This window comes from Prevotella illustrans, from assembly GCF_017426725.1.
GTDB classification, from domain to species: Bacteria; Bacteroidota; Bacteroidia; order Bacteroidales; family Bacteroidaceae; genus Prevotella; species Prevotella illustrans.
On record NZ_JAERMS010000009.1, the window covers coordinates 1 to 21,492 of the forward strand.

A 21,492-nucleotide genomic window follows, 5' to 3' on the forward strand; every position below is an offset into this window, starting at 1 on the left:
CGCATCACAAAACTCTTTGACGAAAAATTTTGGGGTACGCATTGACGAAGTCAGGAAAAACACGACGCTTTTTCTTTGTTGTCGTAGCAGTTCCTATGCTATTACGGCTTTTTTTATGTTAAAAACATATACTACTATCAAAAAAGATAGTACCTTTGCATTGTTCATATAAAGAATATAATATGAAACAAAAAAGAGAAACAACGAAGATTGAAGTTACTCCAGAAGAACAAGACCTCATCGAAGCAATCAGAAATTATTGTAACAGTTACCCAAACGGCTATCCTGAACTTCTTGAATATGCACAGGACATCTTCGATAGAATGACGGACATGCCAAAAGAATGAAGGCAAAAGATTCTCTCCCTCAGGAGAGCCATTTAAAAATAAACATAAAAAATAAGATTATGGAAGTAGCAATTAGAAAAGCGGATAGAATCACTGATATGAAAAAACGTATGCAAGACATTTACCTGAGTGTGTCGTGGCGTGAAATATCACGTACTTATTTCGATAAATCAGTGCCTTGGTTCCAGCACAAGATGTATGGTATCGACGGAAATGGGGGCATGGGTGGATTTACTCCCGAAGAGGCACAACAACTCAAAGGTGCGCTCGTAGACCTAAGTGAGCGTATCCGTCGGGCAGCCGACAGCATTCCAGCCCCGGCAGCAACGATATCGCCGATTTGAACATTCCTGTTGTATCGTGGGATTTCCATGTCAGCGTATCGGGGTGTTTATTTTCTGATGTTCCTCGGATGATGGTTGAGGATTTCCTCACGCAGTGTCGTGGTGTCGACATGGGTATAGATTTCGGTCGTACCGATGTCCTCATGGCCCAACATGGCCTGTATGGCACGCAAGTCGGCACCGCCATGCAGCAATGCCGTGGCAAAACTGTGACGCAAGGTATGAGGAGAGATCGTCTTCTTTATGCCCGCCTCCCGGGCCTGCCGCTTGATCATGATGAGAATCATGGTACGGGTAAGATGATGACCACGGCGATTGAGGAATACGAAATCTTCTTCGCCGGGCTTGATATCGAGATGAACACGGTAGAGATTCCACAATTCAATTTCCTTAATCGCCTTCGATGAGATGGGCACAAACCGTTCCTTGCGCCCTTTTCCTTCTACCCGAATAAACTTTTCATCCAAATAGAGGTTCGAGAATTTAAGATGAGTGAGTTCGGAAACGCGCAGTCCACAACTAAAAAGTACTTCGATGATGGCTTTGTTGCGTTGCCCTTCGGGCTTGGTCAGATCAATACTGCTTTCCAACAGATCGACTTCGGCCGTACTCAACACCTCGGGTAAATGTATTCCTAATTGCGGCGACTCCAATAATTCCGACGGATCGGTTTCGATATAACCATCGAGGAGCAAATAACGATAGAACGAACGGACGCCACTCAATATGCGTGCCTGCGACTTGGGCCCGATACCATGATCATGAAACGTGGCCGAGAAGTGCTGCAAATCATCGAGCCGAATACGTAAAGGATCGAGCCGCTGCCGGTTGCAATAGTCTAAAAGCCACTGCAGATCGTGCCGATAGGCTTCGATGGTATTGACGGTGTAGTTGCGTTCCAGCTTCAGATACCTAAGATACGACTTTACAATATTCGCGTTTGAATTCTTGTCGTTTTCCATTTATTTTGTTATTTTTGTCCTAAAATAACCGTTCCGGCAATCAACAACCAAGACCCTGTTTGTCGAAGGGTGACGCTGATTTCATTACAAAGATAGAATAAAAAGATGAAAATTCAAATTATTAACGGTCCTAACCTCAATCTGCTGGGCGTTCGTGAGCCTGACGTATATGGTAACAACAGCTTTGAGAGCTATCTGCCACAGCTGCGCCGGAAGTTTCCCGACGTAGAGATCGAATACTTCCAAAGCAACAGCGAGGGAGCATTGATCGACAAACTGCAGGAAGTGGGCTTCACGCACGACGGCGTGGTACTCAACGCGGGGGCTTATACCCACACCAGTGTGGCGCTGCACGATTGTATTCGCTCCTTGAAATGCCCGGTGGTAGAGGTTCACATCAGCAATGTGCACCGTCGCGAAGAGTTTCGCCACCACTCTTTTATCTCATCGGCTTGCTTAGGCGTCATCTGCGGCTTCGGACTGAAAAGCTATGAATTGGCGGTGGAAGGAATCAGGAATTTGAAATGAGAAGCGCATTATGCTTGATCAATACATCGCTTCTCACATTGAGCCCGAGGGCGACTATCTTTATCGCCTCTATCGGGCCACGAACATCCATACCATCCACGGGCGAATGGCCAGCGGCCATTTGCAAGGGCGACTACTCAAGATGTTGGTTGAGATGATAAGGCCTCGCTATGTGCTGGAGGTAGGTACCTTTTCGGGCTATTCGGCATTGTGCATGGCCGAAGGACTGAAGACGCTGGTGATGGAAGAGCCTCACATAGAGCGTAAACTCTATACGTTTGAGATCAATGATGAGATGGAAGATTTCACACGGCCGTGGATCGAGGGGTCCGGACTTGCCCGACTGATTGACTTTCGTATCGGTGACGCCAACAAACTGGCACCGCGATTGAACGTGACATTTGACATGGCATTTGTGGACGGCGACAAACGGTCTTACGTTGAAACCTACGAAACGGTGCTGAGATTGCTCCATCCGGGTGGTTTTATCCTGGCTGACAACACGCTTTGGGACGGCCACGTAATTGACCCGACATACGATCACGACCACCAGACGAAAGGCATACGAGCCTTCAACGATCATGTGGCGGCCGACACACGCGTGGAGAAAGTGATCCTGCCACTGCGTGACGGACTGACCATCATCCGTAAAAAACGAGACTCCGAGACCTGATTCGGCCCTCTTATTCAATATTATTGATTACCTTTGCAGAAGACAGGCCGCGCTTGACTATTTGAAAGTAAGCTTTCATCGCGCTCACCGGCACTATCTTCGCGGACAATTTAAACAAGATAATTATGCAAGAAACAAGACAAAACCGCATATCACGCCTGCTCCAAAAAGAGCTGGCTACTATTTTCCAAGGTCAGACACGCATGATGCATGGTGTCATGGTAAGCGTCACCCGTGTACGGATAAGTCCCGACTTGAGTATCTGCACCGCCTATCTCAGCATTTTTCCCAGCGAGAAAGGCGCGGAGATACTAAAGAATATCAATGCCAACGAAAAGACAATCCGCTACGATCTGGGCCAACGTGTGCGCAACCAGCTACGCATCATCCCCGAACTGCGTTTTTTCATTGACGACAGCCTCGACTATATTGAACATATTGACGAATTGTTGAAGAAATAGAGAGCCACCAACTACCCAATGCTGTTCCCTTTTTATATCGCGCAACGCTATCTTTTTTCAAAGAAAAAGACCAATGCCATCAATATCATTTCTATCATTTCGGTGATAGGCGTGGCCGTAGCGACAATGGCGCTGGTCATTGTGTTGAGTGTATTTAACGGTTTTCACGATCTGGTAGCCTCTTTTTTCACCAATTTCGATCCACAACTGAAAGTCGTTCCCGTAGAGGGGAAGACGGCACCGGCCGATGATCCCATTCTGACAAAGATCAGACAGCTGCCCCAAGTAGACATTGCCACGGAGTGTGTGGAAGACCAGGCGCTTGCCATGTATCACGACAAACAAGCCATGGTGGTCATCAAAGGTGTCGACGACAACTTCGACCGGCTCACCCATATCAAGGAAATACTCTATGGCGACGGCGATTTTTCGCTGCATGCCGCCAATCTGCAATATGGCATTCTGGGCATCCGACTGGCCAATATGCTGGGAACATCGGCCAACTTCAACGATTATCTGCGCATCTACGCGCCACAACGCGACGGCCAGCTCGACATGATGAATCCACAGGAAGGCTTTGTGGCGGATTCGCTATTATCCCCCGGCGTGGTGTTTGCGGTCAACCAAAGCAAGTACGACCGCAACTACATCCTTACTTCCGTCACTTTCGCGCGCTTGCTCTTCAATCAGGACGGCATGCTATCGTCGCTTGAGCTGCGACTGAAAGACGGTAGCGATTTCGAAGCTGTCAAGAACGAGATGAAACAGATAGCCGGCACAAAATACAAAGTGCTTGACCGGTTTGAACAACAGGCCGATACGTTCAAGATTATGCAAATAGAAAAGTTCATGGCTTACATCTTTCTGACATTTATTCTTATCGTAGCTTGTTTCAATATCATCGGTTCACTCTCCATGCTGATTATCGACAAGAAGAAAGATGTGGTGACATTGCGCAATTTAGGAGCCGACGACCGACAGATTAAACGTATTTTCCTGTTTGAAGGTCGCATGATTTCAGCCTTGGGCGCACTGCTTGGAATAGGGCTTGGACTGCTGCTCTGCTGGCTGCAACAGACGTATGGACTTGTAAAAATGGGCGAGCGCAGCGGCAGCTTCATCGTCAACGCCTATCCGGTAAGCGTACATTACACGGACGTGGTGTTCATCTTTATCACGGTAATGGCCGTAGGCTGGATTGCCGTATGGTACCCTGTGAGATATTTCACACGCTTAAAAGAATAAATGACTTTCCCAAATTTGGGAAAAACAGAATTTCATAAAGAGGATAAGCAGCCAACTATTCATACCCCTGCTTCATATCCTCGCCAAGTACCTTGCTTTTCATCGATATCACGAATCAGTTCGGCAAAGACGCGGTTGGCCTTCATCAACCGCTCGTTGCCCGTCACGATCATCTGTTTGCGTGCCCGGGTAAGGGCCACGTTGAGCTTGCGATCGATGACGCGCCCGTTTTCCTCGAAGCAATTACCCGTCAGGAAATCGAGCTGGTAATACTGTTGGATGGTGAAAGAGTAGATGATGACGTCGCGTTGCGACCCTTGGTAGCGTTCCACGGTGTCGATACTGACGCGTTCGAGGGCCGGAATGCCGAGCCGCTCCACTCGTTTGCGAATCATGGCTATCTGGTTGCGGTAGGGCACGATGACGCCCACGGTCTTATCGGCGTCGAACTTTCGGCCGTAAAAGCGATAAACACGGCGCAGCACGTCGGCCACGATGGCCGCTTCCTCCGTGTTCACTTTGTCCGACAGCGTGGGTTCGTGGCAGAAAGCCGAAGGAACGTAAATCACGCGCTGCCGACTGAGCAGGTCGTCGAAGGCGTCCGCGGGGGCCACGGCATAGCGGAGGCGGGCTTCTTGCTGGTGAGGCAGGGGCACGGGGCGCAGGTTCTCCTCTCGATAGAACATACGATTGGAGAACGCGGCCACCTCGGGGTGCATGCGACCTTGACGTCGCAATATGCCTATAAAGCGAGTACGGCCGGCCCGCCGCTCCAATCGTAGCAGACGTTCGAAGAGCGACTGCCGACAATTCTCCAGCCCGATGGCCCACAACGACGGTTCCGTAACGGCCGACTCGCCCTCGTCCTGCTGCACCACGGCGGGCAGTTGCTTGTGGTCGCCTATCAAAATGAACTTGCCACACCGGGTCAGCAGCCCCACAAGGTTGGGCTCCAACAGCTGGCTGGCCTCATCGACCATGGCCACGGCGAAGCGCTTCAGACTGAAAAGATACGACTTATTCTGCAACGTGCTCGTCGTTCCTACGATGACATCGGTCCGCAACAGGAGTCGCCGAACCTCGTCTAAGCGGGGCGCGGCTTCGACAAGAGAATCGAGCAACCGCCCTCTGTAGCGCTCGTCGCAAGTATATTCGCCGCCGATACGGATGTAGTCGATGCCGTTGTCGGCCAGCATGCCGCATATTTCGTCTACGGCACGATTGGTATAAGCCATCAGCAGAATGCCCTCGTCGGCCGGTTTCACGGCTAAGGCTTCCCTAACGAGAAACTGCAGAGCCATGCTGGTCTTGCCGGTTCCGGGAGGTCCTGCCACCAGAAAGTAGTCGCGGGCCTGTCGTGCCTGCAAAATGATGTCGTCGTAGTTAGGGTGATAAGTTCTTGTTAGTCTGACGGCAGTGTCGGCTTCGGGCGCGCGCAGCCCCAGCAAGAGCTGTCGACGACGGCTGTCGGCCGTCATCAGTTGGTGCAGGGAGCGCACGGCGGCCGTCGTGCCAACGTCGCTTCCGCCATGCTCAATGGCGTAGCGGTCGGCCCGGAGACGCGGGTTGAGTCCGTTGATGAGCTTCAGCCGGATGCGGTCGGTGCGTATCTCGATCAGCGTTCCCTTATACAACAACGCCTCGCGCACATCGGGCTGCGCGTCTTTCCCGTAGCCGTAGAAATACACCAAATCACCCAATCGGAAATTGGGAAGGAAGTCTTCGCCCTGATCGGGTACGCTCAGCGTAATCAGGTCAATGCCGCTGAAGTCGCTGCCACACTCCGCCGACACGATGGTCAGCCCCGTATAGATGTTTCCGGTCTCCCGTTTTTCGGCCAAAGGCATGTTCCACAGGTCGGCCACGGCGTTACCCACGCCCTCCTGCCGGCCCACTTTAGCGGCCAGTTGCTCTCTATATACAAAGGTCATCATGCGGTTGAAATAGGCGCGTTCCACCGCGGTCAATCGCCGCAAAGGTTCGGTAACGGCCTGCAATCGGGGCAGAACATAACGTTGGAAGAAAGGTGTGGCTATATGATTCTCGTTGAGGGTGGCCGGCGTGAGACTCTCCAAAGCTGGTCCGAAACCGTGGAGAGCGAAGTCAAACTCCCGAAAGACGATGGCGTTGCGCAGGCGAAGGGCCTCGCGGAAAAGCTTTTGATAAAAATTGACAACCACCAGTCCGCCGGGCAATGGGTATTTGGAATAGAGCAAGCGGATATCGGTCTGGTGACTGCCCACGTGGAAATTCTGGCGCAGCACGCCGTAGTAAAGCAGCAACTGCACGTAATGGTCTTCCTTCTGGTACGACCCGTACTCGTTGGGACGGTTGCGCTGAATGTTGAAATTCTTGCCCGCCTTTTGCTCCACGAGCAGCTTCATGTCGCCCGTCATGAGGTCGACACGTCCCTGCAGGCCCAGTCGTTCACACACAAAAGACGGTTCGAGAACGGCTTGACGGCGGTCGTAGGCGACGGTCGTGCGGGAGGGGAACACCGCGGAGTGAAACTCGCCGAAAAGTTCGGCCACAATCTGCCGTATGTTTTGGGTCTGAGAGAGGGCGGCCGTCTTGAAGTTCTCGTCTCGGTTGAGGTCTTCGCAGGCGCAGAACTCCAACGCCTTCTCTTTAAAACTCTTCTTGAAGGTTTCCTTCCAGTCGTAACGGCCTTCGCCATTGATGATGTCGTCGAGCGCCTTGCCGGCAAAGTTACCCAGCAGAATGGCCTGGCTGTTGGCCGAAGGGGCCATGCGGTTGACGGTATAGGCCAGCGGATGGTGGCCGTAGTCGGTGAAACAGCGGGCGATGCTACTGATGTCAACTAAAAAGTCGGGCTCCACGATGATGACTTGCGCCGTGGCCCGGGCCCGACGGTCACGCGACAGTGCGGGCGCCGACACGTCGATCAGGTTGAGCTGCATGCCGGGACGCAATAGGTCGGCCAGATACCGCTGATCGTCGGCCAGACTTACGACGACTTCTTTCTCGTCGGCGTCTTGGTCGATGGTGGCCGTGAAGCCGTCGGCGTCGGTCTCCTGCACGATGCAACGCACGCAACGGTAGTCCACGGGCTGCCGGTTCTCGTGCGGTCGGTCGGTCGGCGGAATGCGTCCTACCAGTTCCGGCGGCACCTTCACGTCGAGTACGGCCGATATGAACAGAGCCAGGGCACGACAGTTGTAGCGTATCTCGTTGGGCGCGGGCCGTCCGGAGCGGTTGCTCTCGCGGCGCATGCGCTGGATGGCGATGGTGTCTGCCACGCTCACATGGTGCTTCTTGCAGAGAAAGTCCACCTGCGAGAAGAGGTTGCCAAAGGCCAGATTGCTGCCTGCCAGCCCCTCATGACACACCTGTGCCAGCGTTTCGTGCGTCAACTTGTTGGCGATGGCTCCGTCGGTCATGTCCAGAATCTGCCCCACCCGACCGAAAAGTTCGGCCGCAATCTTGTCCGTATCATTCATATCGACACAAAGATAGCCGTTTTTACAAAAGTAAAAAAGTAAAAAAGTAAAAAAGTAAAAGGGAAAAAGGAAAGGGAAAAAGGAAAGGTAAAAAGGTAAAAAAGTAAAAGAGTAAAAAGGGAAAAGGGAAAGGTAAAAAAGTAAAAGGGTAAAAAAGTAAAAAGGTGGTGGGTGTTAGGTGTTAATGGTCAGTGAAGCCATTCATTGTCACTCAACTACAGCTATTTTGCTTTTTACTTTTTTACCCTTTTACCCTTTTACCTTTTTACCTTTTTACCTTTACCTGATCATTTGTGGGGGACAGGTTTTCAAGTATCAATCGATATCTGCCGAGCCCTGAATTATCTTTACATATACCATCAAAAAAGTGGCGTTATTCTGAAAAAGAAAAGACTTGGGCGCAAATAAGCGATTGTAGAGCGAGTTTATAAAGTGCTGGTTATCAATGTATTGTGATTTTTAGGGTGTTTTTCCCTCGCTTTTTCGCCCTTAATCGCTATGCTTTTAGATCATAATTGCGGCTCTTTCACCCGCTAAAAGTTATGCTTTAGCGGCGTAATCGCTATGCTTTGAGCCGATAAAAGGATAGCTTTGGGCATAAAAGGGCATCAAAATCGGCAAAGCAAAGGACTTTTTCGGCGTGCCGACAGCTAAATGACGTGTTGCGGAAGTGTTAAAATCTGGTAGTTTTTTCTGACAAAAATCACGGAAACACTGAAAAGTAAAAAAGTAAAAAGGTAAAAGGCAAAATAGCTGTAGTTGAGTGACAATGAATGGCTTCACTGACCATTAACACCTAACACCCACCACCCGTTTGCTTTTTACCTTTTTACTTTTTTACCTTTTTACCTCTCTTCCGGTACGTAGATAATCTCGCCGTTATCGAGTTCGTAGGCTATCCCCACTTTCTTTCCTTTCGCGCCTTTGACGTTCTGATTCTTGGAAGGCGTGTAGCGATTGATTTTCTTTCCCTCCTTCGAGATAATCTCCATGTTCTCCTTTCCCGGATTTTTCACCATCGTAAAATCATCTTTCGAGAACATCTCGGTCATGCTGTAACGCGTCACGAGAGCCACCATCAACGCCACGGCAAACACCATGGCGGCGTCGAAAAGGTTGCCCACATTGCTCATGGGGTCGTCATCATCGGCCATGAAACCATATCTGCCACGCCGTCTCATGCCTTCTCTCCCCCTTCCTGCTGCAGGTCAACGAGATAAGCGAGGTCGTTGAGACTCTTCTTGTACCAGCGTTGCTTGGCTTGTTTGGTGACAAATCCGATACCGGCGGCAAAGAGTCCGATGACGGTCGTGGCGAAAGCCACCTGCATATTGTAGGCCATGGTGGCGATATCGCCCGTCGATAAGCCCACGAGGGCAGGCCCCATCGGTATCAACGTGCCCATGAGTCCGAGCATGGGGCCCATCTTAATCAACGTGTTGGGCAAGGAAAGGTCTTTCTCGCAATAGGTCTCATACTCGGCCAGAAAGTGTTCCATGCGGGCCGGACTCTGTCTGTTTTCGAGTATCAGGCGGGCATAGGCGGCTGCCACCGACTTACCTTCGGCCAGCTGTTCGGCCTCGACGGCGCTCTCTTTGCGCATGTTCAGATACTGGCCGAAGAAGCTGCCGAGCAGCAACAGGCTGCGGCCGAAGAAATAAATGAGTAGCACTACCACGGGCACCAACAGGCCCGAGGAAATCCAGAACAGGATGTCGGAAATAAATTTCATGTCTTTTTTATTAAAATAATGTTTCTTTCGTTGAGCGGACACACCGTCCGCCCGTATTATCCGCGTCGTGGCCGTGCCACATGGCGTCTCTGTCTGATTCGCCACGCCACGAAGCCGACGCACCCGAACACGAGGACGAGAAGCGCCATAGCCCCGAGGGCGGCATAATTCACTTGCGACACGCCACGGACAGCCGTCGTTCCGTTGACCGTAGCGATGACGCCGAGACCGCCCAGCAACAGGTTGCAGAGGTAAAGGAGCTCCAACCGCAGATCTTCTTCGGGCACCACAAGGCGCAACAGATACGTCAGCAGCGGGATAACGAACAGCAGGGCCACGCCCAGTGACCAGCCGATGACCGCAAAGTCGACGCCTGGCAGAGCGAAGATGACCCACACCAATAACGCGAAGAAGACGGGGAAGATGAGCAGACCGGGGAAGTAGCGCAGAAAGCGAAACCACATTCGCTTCTTGATACCTACCTTCCGTGAGGTTCGCACGTCGACATCGGTCACGCAGAAAGCGATTTCGAGCGCGATATCGACGCTCAACAGCACCGCCACATCGAGCATGAGCCGCGAGTCGGCCAGCCACGCAGCGATCTCAGTCTTGCTTTGCGTGACGGCGAAAGGCCATGTCAACGCCACAAACAACATGGCCACAACGGCCGTGACGAGAATCTGCCGCACGCCCATAAAGGTCTGTTTCAGAAGGAAACAGCCCACCGTGAGCAGCATCATGATGGTTACAATCGTCTCCATCAGCTCTCCATCTGTTTGCGACGACGGCGCACCCACCAACCGATGGCTACCAGCGCGACGATTGTCACCGCAAAGGTGATGGCCCCGTTGATGAGCTGTCGGCGTTGTTTCACCTGTTCCGAGGTCAGTTCCTGCTTCTCCATCACGGTACCCTTTTCTACTTTTGCCTTGTCGTCGCGTTGCCGTGCCGACTCCATCCGGCTGCGGTAGGCCTGTCGCTGTCCCGCGTCGAGCTTCGAGTCGATGAATGTCCGCAGCTTTTGGTTGCCCGTGACGAACGACGATTGCGAGGCACCATACTTCGCTACGGTAGCGGCATGCAGACGAGCCAGCTCCCGTGTCTGCTCGGGCGTGGCCTTCCACATGCCCTTCCGGATGGTTTCCATCATCACGGCAGTCATCTCTTCGAGGGCGGCCGGACTCTTCTGTTCCAGAAACTCGCGCGTGCCGAGCTTGTATTGGTCGTTGATATAGGTCTTATAGACGGCGTCCCACAGCTCCTTGTCAATGGCCTTGGGCTTCATTACGTTCCATCCGTAGAGGTTGGTGACGGTCTCCGCCATGTCGCCGGCCGTAGTGGCGCCGCCTTTCATCTTCTCTTTCAGGTATTCAGGATTGAGAATCGTGGTGCGACTTTCGGCTCCAATGGCTTCTTTCACCTCCTGCATCCGCATGCGGTTGTGGTTGCGGTAGTCGCTCATATAAGCGTCGGGGTCCTTGCCCGTCACGTTACGGACGGCCAGATTGAGCCCACCCATGAACTCATACACATGGTCTAAGCTGATGGGACCCCACGTATTGCTCTGCCGGGGCTGGACAACGACGTCGGTACGGGTGAGCGCGGCCTTGAAAGCCGCCTGCCGAACGTCCTCCCAACGCTTCTCATCGCCGTAGAAAGCGCCCATGTTATGCAGATATACTTCGGCTATCTGCTTCTCCGATTCCCACTTGTCTCCTTGCTCTACCATGGCCTGTATGCCCGTGCCATACCCACCGTTGATTCCGCCGAAGACACGATACGTGGCCACTTCACGGGCTTCGGCAGGCGACATTCCGGCGTCTTCAAGCGTCCGTTCCGACTCCTTTACGCCTTTGGCCACTTCGTTACCATACTTCCCATTACCGGCTTTCGCGGCCAAGAGCACGGCTTTATTGATGAGGAAAAGACGACTGGCGGCGATGTCGCGCAGCTGTCCGCTGGTCTGTACCACCACGTCTATGCGGGGCCTACCGAGCCGTTCGGAGGGTATCAGCCGCACGTCGTTCACACGACCGAAGGCGTCCCACACGGGTTCCACGCCCAACATGTAGAGGATTTGCGCCACACTGGCGCCTTCGGTTTCCACAAACTCCGAACTCCAGAGCGTGTAGCTCACCTTATGGGGATACTGTCCGCCATGACGCCGGCGATAGAGTTGGATGGTATTGTCGGCCAATTGGCAACCTTTCTCCCACGCGTTCTCGGTGGGACAGGTCTCCGCGTTGACGGCGTAAAGGTTGCGACCGGTGGGCAAAGTCGACGGATTGACGATGAGGTCGCCGCCCGACGACGGACGGGTGTAGCCTCCGTTGAGCGCGTTCATGAGCGAACGCATCTCGGCGGCAGGCGCTTCGGCTATCTCACGGCGGTACAGGTCTACGTTCTTTACGGCCTTTTCCAGCGCTATGATGGCCTGGGCCAGCTGCACCTGCTGCTGCGAATACTTCCTGCGAGCACCCGTATGGCCACTCGCTCCGGCCGCATGGCCGTGCATACCCATGCCTTTGCCGCCCTTGACAGCCATGGCCTTATCCTGCGCTTCCTCCTTACTGCCACGATACCATTTCTGCTTCACGCGGATGGCCCGCATCATTTTCTCGGGAAACTTACTGGTTTGCGCCATCTTGTCGTACACGAACTTGGGAATCTGCTGTACCTTCTCCTCGCGCTTCACGCCCTTTTCGCGTAACTGACTCACCGTGAGCTGTTCTTTTTTCCGTGGCTTTTCGGGCTTTTGCCCCATGCCGTCGCCCATCTGCATCATCATCGAAATGGCGTCGGGCGCTTGCTGCATGCGATCGATTTCACGGGCCATATCCAGTTCCTGCCGCGTAATGCCGGCCTCACGACATACCAGTTCGTCTGTCGCCAAGTGGGGATTGGCCAACAGCCGAGCCACCAACGCGCGCGCCGGTTGCCGATAACGGCGGTCGAAGACAAACTGATGGCGGTCGGCACTGCCATCGCCACGATGTTTCAGGCGGTCGATCGACAACCGCCCATAGGCAATCGGGTCGGTGCACATGGCATAGACACTGCTCACGATACGCTCCGGCGCGTAGGGTTGACCCATCACATAGAGCTGTCCCGTCACCTTTTCGTTGGCCAATTCTTCGGCAAAGGCCTCGACACGTTCGATGTCGGCCTGCGTATAGGGCACGTTCATCTGCTTGCGGTCAAGTCCCAGGTCACGATCGATATTCATCTCCACCGTCAGCTTTTTTACCTTCAGGGCAGCCTGTCGTGAGGCAGCCGTAGGACGGTCGGTTTTCTGCGTCTCCTTATTATAGAGATCAATGGCGTCGCTCAATCTGGTGTAAGTCTGCCGAAGCCCACTCTGCATGAAAGGCGGGGTCAGATGGCTCTGTATCTGGGCGTATGAACGTCGCTTGGCGATCATCGCCTCACCCACGTTACCGATGGTATAGATATAGAAATGGGGCAAGGTGCCGACAAGACGGTCGGGCCAGTCGTTACCACAAAGGGCCACTTGCTTGCGCGGCGTGTACTCCAACGAACCATGGGTGCCGAAATGGATGAGGGCGTCGGCCTTGAAATGACGCTGTGTCCAGCGGTAGGAACGGATGTAAGCCCGGGGCGGATCCTGATTGGTACCGTGGATAATCTTGAACGAGTCGGTGCCTTCGCCGCTCATCAACTGCGGCAACAGGGCCACATTACCAAAGATCATAGGCTTGTGGTCGTAGCTGTGTTGCTGTATGCCTTTCTCTAATTGATCGGCATTGGCGGGCAAACCGTTGAGATTATAGCCCTCAACACGCATGTGTTTCAGCACATTATATAAAGAAGGAGCCACCTCCATGCCCGATGCCGTGAGCGCGCTCGTCCCGGGACCTTTATAATAATAGATGGCCACTCGCTTGCGGGTATTGGGCTTAGACTGCAGTCTGACGTAGTTGGCTACGGTTTTGACAAAGGCGTCGAGTCGTTCGGGCACGGCAAAAGCCTCATGAAGTCCGTCCTTACCCACCCGATGAGCGAAGACGGCATAAGGCCGAATGGCACCGTCGATCTCCGGAACAACAACGCTTTGCGACAGGAATCCTCCCATCATACCTTGTTTGTCATTCTGCCATTTGTCGACAAGACGATTTACGTTGAGCGGCGCGAACATGGGTATGTTGGCTTTTTCAAGATACCGTACCATATAATCGCCGACGCGACCGTGGGCCATGTTGATGACAGCCGCCGGTCGGACGGAATCTATATGATGGGCCATAACAAATTCTCTGAGCCTATTGACCCGATAGACCGTAAAGCCCTGACGCTCGAATCCATCGACCAGCGACGAGGCCACCCCCATCATACCGGTGACAATAACGCTCGGCGCGTGCGGCCGATAGAGACCGTTGCGACGCAGGAAAGCATTGTAATCGGCCACCGTATTAAAGCCCAGCTCATCGTCGTCGGGATGTTTCGGGTCGAAATGGAGCAGCATGTTGTCGGGCCGCAGTTCAACCACATCGGGCTCGACGCTGCGAAACTTCTTACCATCAATGAACTTACGGATATAGTTCAGCATGCTGCGATAGTTGCGGCGGTTACCGTTTTCGAGATACTGCCGCAGGAAATCGCCGTCTACAGAGTCAACGGTAGTGATGTCGTTGGCCGGATTGGTGACTAAGCGGGTGAAGGTTGGCACGGACTGTGAGGCCTCGCGCAACTGTTCTCGCTGCACGGAATCGAGCTGTAGGCCCATGGCCGTCACCATGATCATGTCGTAGTCCTTCAGCTCATCCAGATGTTCTAAGTCTACTTGCTTCACATGAATGGAAGCGTTATCGTTAGCTTTGGCTATCTGTCCCAGCTCAATGGTCTGATAGTTGATGAAGGCGATTCGGGTAGAACTTATCCAATGGCGCCAGCCGTAGATCGCGAACACCACGAGGACTATCAATCCAACGACCAATAAAAAACGTTTGTTGAGAAGTCGTTTCATCTGTTTGAGAGTTATTATTTATAAAGTATAAGCCGAACCACGTTCCTCGCGCCGTCGGGGGGGAGACGGTTGGCAGGGAGTGGTTCGGCACTATGGGTTACCATTTGAATATGTCGGCCAGATTCAGCTGTAACGTGGCCACGTAGTTCTGCCCTTTCTGTGGCACCTGAACGGCGCGGTCGCTCGACTTATCCTGATAGTTAAAGAGGTTCTCTATCATGAAGCCCGCGGTAATGCCACGCAGGAAACGGGCCGAAAGATTGAGGTTGCACATCGTCCGCGGGTCGTAGGTGACGTAATAGTAACTGCCGTCACGGTTGATTGTATTGGTGCGCAGGCGCGATGTCCACTGTCCGTTGAGCGCGGCCGTCCAATCGACATTGAATAGCGTTTTACGATAGCAGGCTCCGAAAGTCAGGCTGTGAGGACGCACATAGCTGGTGTTCAGACCGTTGGTTTCCTCGTAGTCGTTGACATAGGCATAGCTGCCCATGAGGTCGACGCCCGCCGCCCACCGGTAGCGTGCCATGATTTCAACACCCATGGTGCGTGCCTTGTCGGCATTGATATACTGCATGTCGCGCGTGCCGTTGTCCATACCGGCATAGGATATCTTGTCTCTGAAACGGTTGTGGTATACCGATACCGAGGTGTTGAGACCATTATGATTGTACTCGATCGACGCGCTATACTGGCGACTTTTCTCGGGTCGGAGATTCGGATTACCCCAAAGGGTGAACATACCCAGACCACCCATGTCGTATTCCTGGTAAAGTTCCTTGAGCGAAGGCGACCGATAACCTTCGGCATAATTGGCTCTGAAAGTGAACCTTTTCCACGGACGATACATCAACGTCAGCTTCGGAGTCAGGTGGAAATGGTAGAGTTTCTCGATGTCGGCCCGCAGTCCGGCCACGATAGTCAGTTCGTCGGTCAACTGCCACTCCTCCTGCAGGAAGGCGGCCGCCTGATAACGACTCGCCGATCCCGAGTCGGGCATGAAGTAATGGTGCAGATATTCGTGCGTATATTCCACGCCGGCCGACAGCTGATGCTTGCCGATATGGCCCGAATAGTTGAGCCGTCCCACGTGCATGCGGTTGCTGTAGATATTGCCGGTACCGCCTCTGATGGTGTCTTGGTTCTTGTCGTAGCGGTCAAATTGGTAGACGAAGTTCAGCTGGTGATTCTTATTCATAATCCAGTTGAGCCGTCCGCTGAGCGTGTAATCCTTGAAAATGCGGTGATAGGTCTCACCCAATCGGTGGGCCTGTTGGTTGTGATAGTAGCCGGCTTTTACCTCCGCTTTCAAATGATCGGTAAAGCTATAGCCTATCTTTTGGCTCACATTCCATATCTCATAGCCGTGGATGGTGGTCGGAATGCCGGTATATTGCTCCGTTTCCTGACTGCCGTCGGGGTTGACGGTGGTCATCTTCTTGCCTTTTTCCTCCTCTATCACGTAACTGTCGCGCTGCCGGTAGCCCACCGACGTGAGCGTAGAGAGACGGCTCTGGCGTGTGCCGGCCTGCAAAGAGTAGTTCTGTCCGTTGATGCCGGCATAACGGGCCGACACGTTGGCCATTACGGGACGATTGGCATTCTTGGTGATAATATTGACCACACCGCCCAAAGCGTTGCTGTCATACAGCGTGGAAGCCGCGCCACGGACCACTTCGATACGCTCGATATCATTGATATTGAAGCGTGAGAAGTCGATATTATGATCGGCGCCCTCACCCGATATGCGTTCGCCGTCGAGCAAGAACACCACGTATTCGCCCCCCATACCCTGATAACTGATTTCCTCGGTCTGGCTCATTGAGTTGTAACCAAACTGTAAACCGGGCAACTCGTATTGTAGCAGTTGTGTGAGGTCGACAGGATTGATCCGTTCGATGTCCCTTGCCGAGATAATACGGGTAACTACAGGCACGTCTTTCAGCGGACGCTCTATGCGTGAACCCGTTACAACAACGGCATTCAGCTGATTGTTAGAAGGCGTTAGCCGCACCTTGATGTCATTCTGAGTCTTATCGGTAACCTTGTAACGTTGGGTCTGATAGCCCATAAAGCTGATGCGCAACACGGGATTGGAGTGGCGCAACTGCAGTGTGAAGTGTCCGTCACTTGTTGTTCCCGTGCCTATAGTAGTCCCTTCCACCACCACCGATGCGGCCGGAAGGGGAGCTCCATTCTCATCGACAACGGTCCCTCTGATGGTAACAGAGGGACCGTCAACTGTCGGTTCGGCTGACACCGACAGTGTCAGCATCAACAGAGCTGACAGCATAAATGATTTAAATCGCATAGGCTGCAGGGGGATTATTTACCGGATTGCGGCACGTTAGCGGCAGGTGTAAGCGTAATGGCAAGACCACCCATGACGCTCGGTACAGTAATCTTGAAGTTAAAGTTTTTCTTTCCTTCGGTAACTTCAGCCTTCAGTGTAGCCTGATAGTCAGAGAGTTTCTTGGGATCCATACCCATCTTCATTGTGCCTTGACCAGAAACAGCATATTGCTTACCGTTGGAATTGGCGGCTACGGTAACATTTTCAAAGGCTCCGGCGCCCCAGGTCTTACCTGCGAAAATAACTTTGACTGTGTTGTTGCCCATCTTTGTGATAGTCACCTTGTCGCCATCGTTCTCCATTGGCTTAGGTGTCTTGGAGAAAGCCGCTGATGTATGAACGTCATATACGCCTACAACTTTCTCGGCTACAGCCGAAACGGAGTCGTTTTTTTCGTCTTTACTGCATGAAGTGAAGAAAATGCCGGCGAGGGCCATGAAAAGAAATAATTTGAGTTTCATTGTTTTTTTGTTTTGATGATTAAAAAATCTGTTATAATAGCATTATCCTACAAATTGTAAAGATAGCGGTGCAAAGGTAAGATGGTTATTCTCCCCTCGCAATCACTATTTATCATGATTTTAAGACCGCGACGAATACCTAAAAAAGGTGACGCGGGCGAAGTTTCCGGCTTCTTTCCGCATTCCTTCTACATTCGGATCACCTGATCATTCGCGGGGAAAAGTCCGCAAGTAATGTAGTCTGCGGCTTCATCACTTGTAAGCCCTTCCTAAATGATATTGATTCAGCGCTCCCGTGATTTTGTAAGAAAAAACTACCGGATTTTAACACTTCCGCAACACGTCATCTAACTGCCGGCACGCCGAAAATAACACTTCGCTTTGCCGATTTTTATACCTTTTATGCCCAAAGTTATGCTTTTATCGGCTCAAAGCATAGCGATTACACCGCCAAAGCATAGCTTTTAGTGGGTGAAAGGGCCGCGATGACGGCCTGAAAGCATAGCGATCAAGGGCGAAAAAGCGAGAGGAAAACACCTTAAAAAGCGCAATGTATTGATAACCAGTGTTTTATAAACTCGCTCTATAATCGCTTATTTGCGCCCAAGTCTTTTCTTTTTCAAAATAACGCCACTTTTTTGAGGGTGTATGTAAAGATAATTCAGGGCGCGGCAGATATCGATTGATACTCGTAAATCGGTCCCCGCTACTTTTCTACCGTCCCCTACATTCTTCACTTATGCCTACCGCAAGGCGTCATTTCTTTTAGGTATGGCAGAGGAAAACAAAAAGTTTTCGTAATTTTGTATGGCTGCCTATCGACAGACAGCTCCTGCAGAGAGTGCCGCAGCGTAAAATCATTCATATCGACATGGACGCTTTCTTTGCCAGCGTGGAGCAACGGGACCATCCCGAACTGTGCGGAAAGCCCATCGCCATCGGTTATGACGGCGAACGGGGCGTTGTGTCGACAGCCAGTTACGAAGCCCGGCGGTTCGGCGTGCGCTCGGCCATGTCAATGATGATGGCCAAACGACTGTGTCCGCGGCTCATCGTGGTGCCCGCACGCTACGAAGTGTACCGCCAAGTGTCAGACGAGGTGATGACCATCTTCCACGACTACACCGACATTATCGAACCGCTGTCTATCGACGAGGCCTTTCTCGACGTGACGGAGAACAAGCGGGGCATGGAACTGGCTGTCGACGTCGCCCGTGAAATCAAGCGACGCGTCAAGGACGAGCTGCGCCTGACGGCCTCGGCCGGCGTTTCCTACAACAAGCTGCTGGCCAAGATCGCCTCGGAGGAGCGTAAGCCCGACGGCCTCTGCACCATCCATCCCGACAAGGCGCTCGACTTCATCGCCCGACTGCGCATCGAAAAACTGTGGGGCGTGGGACCCAAGACGGCTCAACGCATGCACTATATGGGTATATTCACGGGACGCGACCTGCGCAAATGCTCGCTCGGGCATCTGAAAGAAGTCTTCGGCAAGTCGGGACAGCTGTTTTATGAGTTTGCCCGAGGCATCGACCACCGGCCCGTCGTGGTGGAACGTGTGCGTAAGTCGGTGGGCTGCGAGCACACGTTTCGGGAGGATATCAGCCGTCCTTCGGCCGTCATCATCGAGCTTTATCATACCGTGCTCGAACTGGTGGAGCGTATCGCCAAGGACGGTTTTGAGGGAAAAACGCTCACGCTGAAGGTGAAATTCGGCGACTTTAGGCAGATAACGCGCAGCGTGACGCAGCAAAAGCACCTCAAGAACAAGGACGAGATACTACCGCTGGCCAAGAAACTGCTGACCGAAGTGGACTATTCATCCGAACATCCCATCAGGCTCATCGGACTGTCAGTGTCGAATCCGGCCGACGAAGACGAGGCTAAAAGGCGGGAATGGATACAGCTGAAATTAGAATTTAAGGATTGGCCGCAATAGAGATTCCCCGGAATTGTCATATCGTTGTAAAAAAGAAAACATGCGAACAGCCATTGAAGAATTGAAACGCCAGAAACTGCTGCTCCAGATGGAGTATTATGCCGAGAAAGATGAGTTTCGGCGACAGACCGAGGCCGCCGGTGTGGCCCGGAAGGTGAAACGTGGCGACGCGTGGTACCCGCTGCGGATGGGCAAGAGCTTCTACAACTCGCTCAACCAACGTGCTGTCGAGGTATTTCGCACCGTTGATCAGGATATTGAACACAACTTCGAGTTCGGCCGCCCGGTCATGTTCTTCCGCGAAAAACCACAACAACAATCCATTGCCAACCGCCAATTACCTCCCACCTCTTTATATTACTATCATTTTACGGGCACGGTCTCCTACGTAGACGGCGACCGCATGGTCGTCATCGTGCCCGACTCGGCGCCCCTGTCCGACCTGCAGTCGGCCGAGACATCCGTCGGCGTGCAGCTGTCGTTCGATGAGACGAGCTACAGAACGATGTTCGACGCGCTCGACAGGGTGATTGCCGCCAAGGACAACCGGCTAGCCTACCTGCGCGACCTGTTCTATTCCAACCGGAAAGCGGAACGGTTCTCCTTTCAGCCGATCGCTTTTCCATGGCTCAACCCTACCCAGGAGCGGGCCGTCAACGAGGTGTTGCGGGCCAAAGACGTGGCCGTCGTCCACGGACCGCCTGGCACCGGCAAGACCACCACGCTGGTGGAAGCCGTCAACGAGACGCTGATGCGCGAGAGCCAGGTGCTCGTCTGCGCGCAGAGCAACATGGCCGTGGACTGGATTTGCGAGAAACTCACGGACCGGGGGGTGAATGTGCTGCGCATCGGCAACCCCACCCGGGTGAACGATAAGATGTTGGGCTTCACCTACGAGCGGCGTTTCGAGGCCCATCCCGACTATCCGCAGCTGTGGAGTTTGCGCAAGGCAATCCGCGAGTTGCGTGGTCAGCGGCGCAAGGGAGGCGAAAACTATCACCAGAAAACGGAGCGGCTGAAGGCACGGGCCACCGAACTGGAAATCAGAATCAACGCCGACCTCTTCGGCGAAGCCCGTGTCATCGCCTCGACATTGGTGGGATCGGCGCATCGCACGCTCGAAGGAATGAAATTCGGAACGCTCTTTATCGACGAGGCGGCACAAGCCTTGGAGGCTGCCTGCTGGATTCCGATGCGGCGTGTGACCCGCGTCGTGCTGGCGGGCGACCACTGCCAGCTGCCTCCGACGGTGAAGAGTATCGCCGCGCTGCGGGCCGGACTGGGTAAGACGCTCATGGAACGCATCGTCGAAAACAAGCCCGAGACGGTTACGTTGCTCAAGATACAATATCGGATGAACGAGAAAATCATGCGCTTTTCGAGCAACTGGTTCTATCACGGACAGGTGGAGAGCGCGCCACAAATCAGATATCGGGGCATACTCGACTACGACCGCCCCATCGAATGGCGCGACAGCCTGCAGGCCGACGCAGCTCCCGACGACCCGCAAGCCATGGAAAAAGCCACAGGAACCTATGGCGAAACTTTCGTGGGCGCCTCTTTCGGACGCGTCAACAAGGCCGAGGCGCGACTCACACTCGACACCTTGCGAGATTACCTCACGAAAATCGGGCGGCAGCGGGTGCTCGACGAGCGCATCGACGTAGGCGTCATCTCGCCCTACCGCGCACAGGTGCAGTATCTGCGCGGCCTCATCAGAGGGGAAGAGTTCTTCAAACCCTACCGACGGCTCATCAGTGTCAACACCGTCGACGGCTTTCAGGGGCAGGAACGCGACATCATCCTCGTGTCGCTGGTGCGCAGCAACGACGAAGGACAGATCGGATTCCTGCGCGACCTACGGCGAATGAACGTGGCCATCACCCGCGCCCGCATGAAACTGATTATCCTTGGCGACGTCAGAACATTGACCCGCCATCCTTTTTACAAAAAACTTTACGAGTACGCGACAAGCGAATGAGACAATCAAAAAAGGCGAACAATA

At 53.1% G+C, this 21,492-nt stretch carries 16 protein-coding genes; 8 read left to right on the forward strand and 8 right to left on the reverse strand.

From position 1 onward, the window contains the following. Nucleotides 1–182: 182 nt before the first annotated feature. Nucleotides 183–347, forward strand: coding sequence for a hypothetical protein (locus JHU38_RS04525; protein WP_199222654.1), 165 nt, complete (start codon nucleotides 183–185; stop codon nucleotides 345–347). A gap of 59 nt (nucleotides 348–406) precedes the next feature. Continuing rightward, nucleotides 407–691, forward strand: coding sequence for a DUF5053 domain-containing protein (locus JHU38_RS04530; RefSeq protein ID WP_107582388.1), 285 nt, complete (start codon nucleotides 407–409; stop codon nucleotides 689–691). Nucleotides 692–738: 47 nt separating this feature from the next. On the opposite strand, the gene JHU38_RS04535 is transcribed toward JHU38_RS04530, so the two are convergent. Next, complete coding sequence (locus JHU38_RS04535; protein WP_107581951.1) at nucleotides 739–1,653, reverse strand: site-specific tyrosine recombinase; 915 nt, start codon at nucleotides 1,651–1,653, stop codon at nucleotides 739–741. 105 nt (nucleotides 1,654–1,758) lie between these two features. Here JHU38_RS04535 and aroQ point away from each other — a divergent pair, with 105 nt between their 5' ends. The 4 genes from aroQ (at nucleotide 1,759) to JHU38_RS04555 (ending at nucleotide 4,560) form a co-directional block, all read left to right on the forward strand. After that, nucleotides 1,759–2,181 carry a type II 3-dehydroquinate dehydratase gene (gene aroQ, locus JHU38_RS04540; protein ID WP_107581950.1) on the forward strand — a complete coding sequence of 141 codons (423 nt, stop codon included), beginning with the start codon at nucleotides 1,759–1,761 and terminating at the stop codon, nucleotides 2,179–2,181. 10 nt (nucleotides 2,182–2,191) lie between these two features. After that, nucleotides 2,192–2,854, forward strand: coding sequence for an O-methyltransferase (locus tag JHU38_RS04545; RefSeq protein ID WP_107581949.1), 663 nt, complete (start codon nucleotides 2,192–2,194; stop codon nucleotides 2,852–2,854). A gap of 125 nt (nucleotides 2,855–2,979) precedes the next feature. After that, entirely contained in the window at nucleotides 2,980–3,315 is a 336-nt protein-coding gene (gene rbfA / locus JHU38_RS04550; RefSeq protein WP_107581948.1) for a 30S ribosome-binding factor RbfA, read from the forward strand. 18 nt (nucleotides 3,316–3,333) lie between these two features. Beyond that, nucleotides 3,334–4,560, forward strand: coding sequence for an FtsX-like permease family protein (locus JHU38_RS04555; RefSeq protein ID WP_107581947.1), 1,227 nt, complete (start codon nucleotides 3,334–3,336; stop codon nucleotides 4,558–4,560). A gap of 59 nt (nucleotides 4,561–4,619) precedes the next feature. On the opposite strand, the gene JHU38_RS04560 is transcribed toward JHU38_RS04555, so the two are convergent. From JHU38_RS04560 to JHU38_RS04590, 7 genes are all read right to left on the reverse strand, one after another. Then, nucleotides 4,620–8,021 carry a DEAD/DEAH box helicase gene (locus JHU38_RS04560; protein WP_107581946.1) on the reverse strand — a complete coding sequence of 1,134 codons (3,402 nt, stop codon included), beginning with the start codon at nucleotides 8,019–8,021 and terminating at the stop codon, nucleotides 4,620–4,622. 845 nt (nucleotides 8,022–8,866) lie between these two features. Next, a complete protein-coding gene (locus JHU38_RS04565; protein ID WP_199222653.1) occupies nucleotides 8,867–9,202 on the reverse strand; it encodes a DUF2149 domain-containing protein in 336 nt (111 codons plus the stop codon). Continuing rightward, nucleotides 9,199–9,753, reverse strand: coding sequence for a MotA/TolQ/ExbB proton channel family protein (locus tag JHU38_RS04570; RefSeq protein WP_107581945.1), 555 nt, complete (start codon nucleotides 9,751–9,753; stop codon nucleotides 9,199–9,201). Before JHU38_RS04570 ends, JHU38_RS04565 begins: the two co-directional genes overlap by 4 nt. Nucleotides 9,754–9,809: 56 nt before the next feature. Next, nucleotides 9,810–10,514, reverse strand: coding sequence for a hypothetical protein (locus JHU38_RS04575; protein WP_232369834.1), 705 nt, complete (start codon nucleotides 10,512–10,514; stop codon nucleotides 9,810–9,812). After that, complete coding sequence (locus JHU38_RS04580; RefSeq protein ID WP_107581944.1) at nucleotides 10,514–14,734, reverse strand: cobaltochelatase subunit CobN; 4,221 nt, start codon at nucleotides 14,732–14,734, stop codon at nucleotides 10,514–10,516. Before JHU38_RS04580 ends, JHU38_RS04575 begins: the two co-directional genes overlap by 1 nt. Nucleotides 14,735–14,831: 97 nt before the next feature. Next, entirely contained in the window at nucleotides 14,832–17,027 is a 2,196-nt protein-coding gene (locus JHU38_RS04585; RefSeq protein ID WP_158267301.1) for a TonB-dependent receptor, read from the reverse strand. Between the two features lie 32 nt (nucleotides 17,028–17,059). Further along, the gene (locus tag JHU38_RS04590) at nucleotides 17,060–17,548 is read right to left on the reverse strand and encodes a hypothetical protein (protein ID WP_107581942.1); all 489 of its coding nucleotides are present in this window, start codon (nucleotides 17,546–17,548) and stop codon (nucleotides 17,060–17,062) included. A gap of 841 nt (nucleotides 17,549–18,389) precedes the next feature. Here JHU38_RS04590 and dinB point away from each other — a divergent pair. Together dinB and JHU38_RS04600 are read left to right on the forward strand one after the other, a co-directional pair. Beyond that, the gene (dinB, locus tag JHU38_RS04595) at nucleotides 18,390–19,487 is read left to right on the forward strand and encodes a DNA polymerase IV (protein WP_369917172.1); all 1,098 of its coding nucleotides are present in this window, start codon (nucleotides 18,390–18,392) and stop codon (nucleotides 19,485–19,487) included. 40 nt (nucleotides 19,488–19,527) lie between these two features. Further along, nucleotides 19,528–21,468, forward strand: coding sequence for an AAA domain-containing protein (locus tag JHU38_RS04600; protein ID WP_107581940.1), 1,941 nt, complete (start codon nucleotides 19,528–19,530; stop codon nucleotides 21,466–21,468). The last annotated feature ends 24 nt before the right edge of the window (nucleotides 21,469–21,492 follow it).

What these genes read in the sequence shown, in the direction of transcription:
- JHU38_RS04530 (WP_107582388.1), top strand. Translation starts at nt 407, where the DNA reads ATGGAAGTAGCAATTAGAAAAGCGGATAGAATCACTGATATGAAAAAA.
- JHU38_RS04570 (WP_107581945.1), bottom strand. Translation starts at nt 9,753, where the DNA reads ATGAAATTTATTTCCGACATCCTGTTCTGGATTTCCTCGGGCCTGTTG.
- JHU38_RS04560 (WP_107581946.1), bottom strand. Translation starts at nt 8,021, where the DNA reads ATGAATGATACGGACAAGATTGCGGCCGAACTTTTCGGTCGGGTGGGG.
- JHU38_RS04575 (WP_232369834.1), bottom strand. Translation starts at nt 10,514, where the DNA reads ATGGAGACGATTGTAACCATCATGATGCTGCTCACGGTGGGCTGTTTC.
- JHU38_RS04525 (WP_199222654.1), top strand. Translation starts at nt 183, where the DNA reads ATGAAACAAAAAAGAGAAACAACGAAGATTGAAGTTACTCCAGAAGAA.
- JHU38_RS04545 (WP_107581949.1), top strand. Translation starts at nt 2,192, where the DNA reads ATGCTTGATCAATACATCGCTTCTCACATTGAGCCCGAGGGCGACTAT.
- aroQ (WP_107581950.1), top strand. Translation starts at nt 1,759, where the DNA reads ATGAAAATTCAAATTATTAACGGTCCTAACCTCAATCTGCTGGGCGTT.
- JHU38_RS04600 (WP_107581940.1), top strand. Translation starts at nt 19,528, where the DNA reads ATGCGAACAGCCATTGAAGAATTGAAACGCCAGAAACTGCTGCTCCAG.
- JHU38_RS04555 (WP_107581947.1), top strand. Translation starts at nt 3,334, where the DNA reads ATGCTGTTCCCTTTTTATATCGCGCAACGCTATCTTTTTTCAAAGAAA.
- JHU38_RS04590 (WP_107581942.1), bottom strand. Translation starts at nt 17,548, where the DNA reads ATGAAACTCAAATTATTTCTTTTCATGGCCCTCGCCGGCATTTTCTTC.
- JHU38_RS04535 (WP_107581951.1), bottom strand. Translation starts at nt 1,653, where the DNA reads ATGGAAAACGACAAGAATTCAAACGCGAATATTGTAAAGTCGTATCTT.
- JHU38_RS04585 (WP_158267301.1), bottom strand. Translation starts at nt 17,027, where the DNA reads ATGCTGTCAGCTCTGTTGATGCTGACACTGTCGGTGTCAGCCGAACCG.
- rbfA (WP_107581948.1), top strand. Translation starts at nt 2,980, where the DNA reads ATGCAAGAAACAAGACAAAACCGCATATCACGCCTGCTCCAAAAAGAG.
- JHU38_RS04580 (WP_107581944.1), bottom strand. Translation starts at nt 14,734, where the DNA reads ATGAAACGACTTCTCAACAAACGTTTTTTATTGGTCGTTGGATTGATA.
- JHU38_RS04565 (WP_199222653.1), bottom strand. Translation starts at nt 9,202, where the DNA reads ATGAGACGGCGTGGCAGATATGGTTTCATGGCCGATGATGACGACCCC.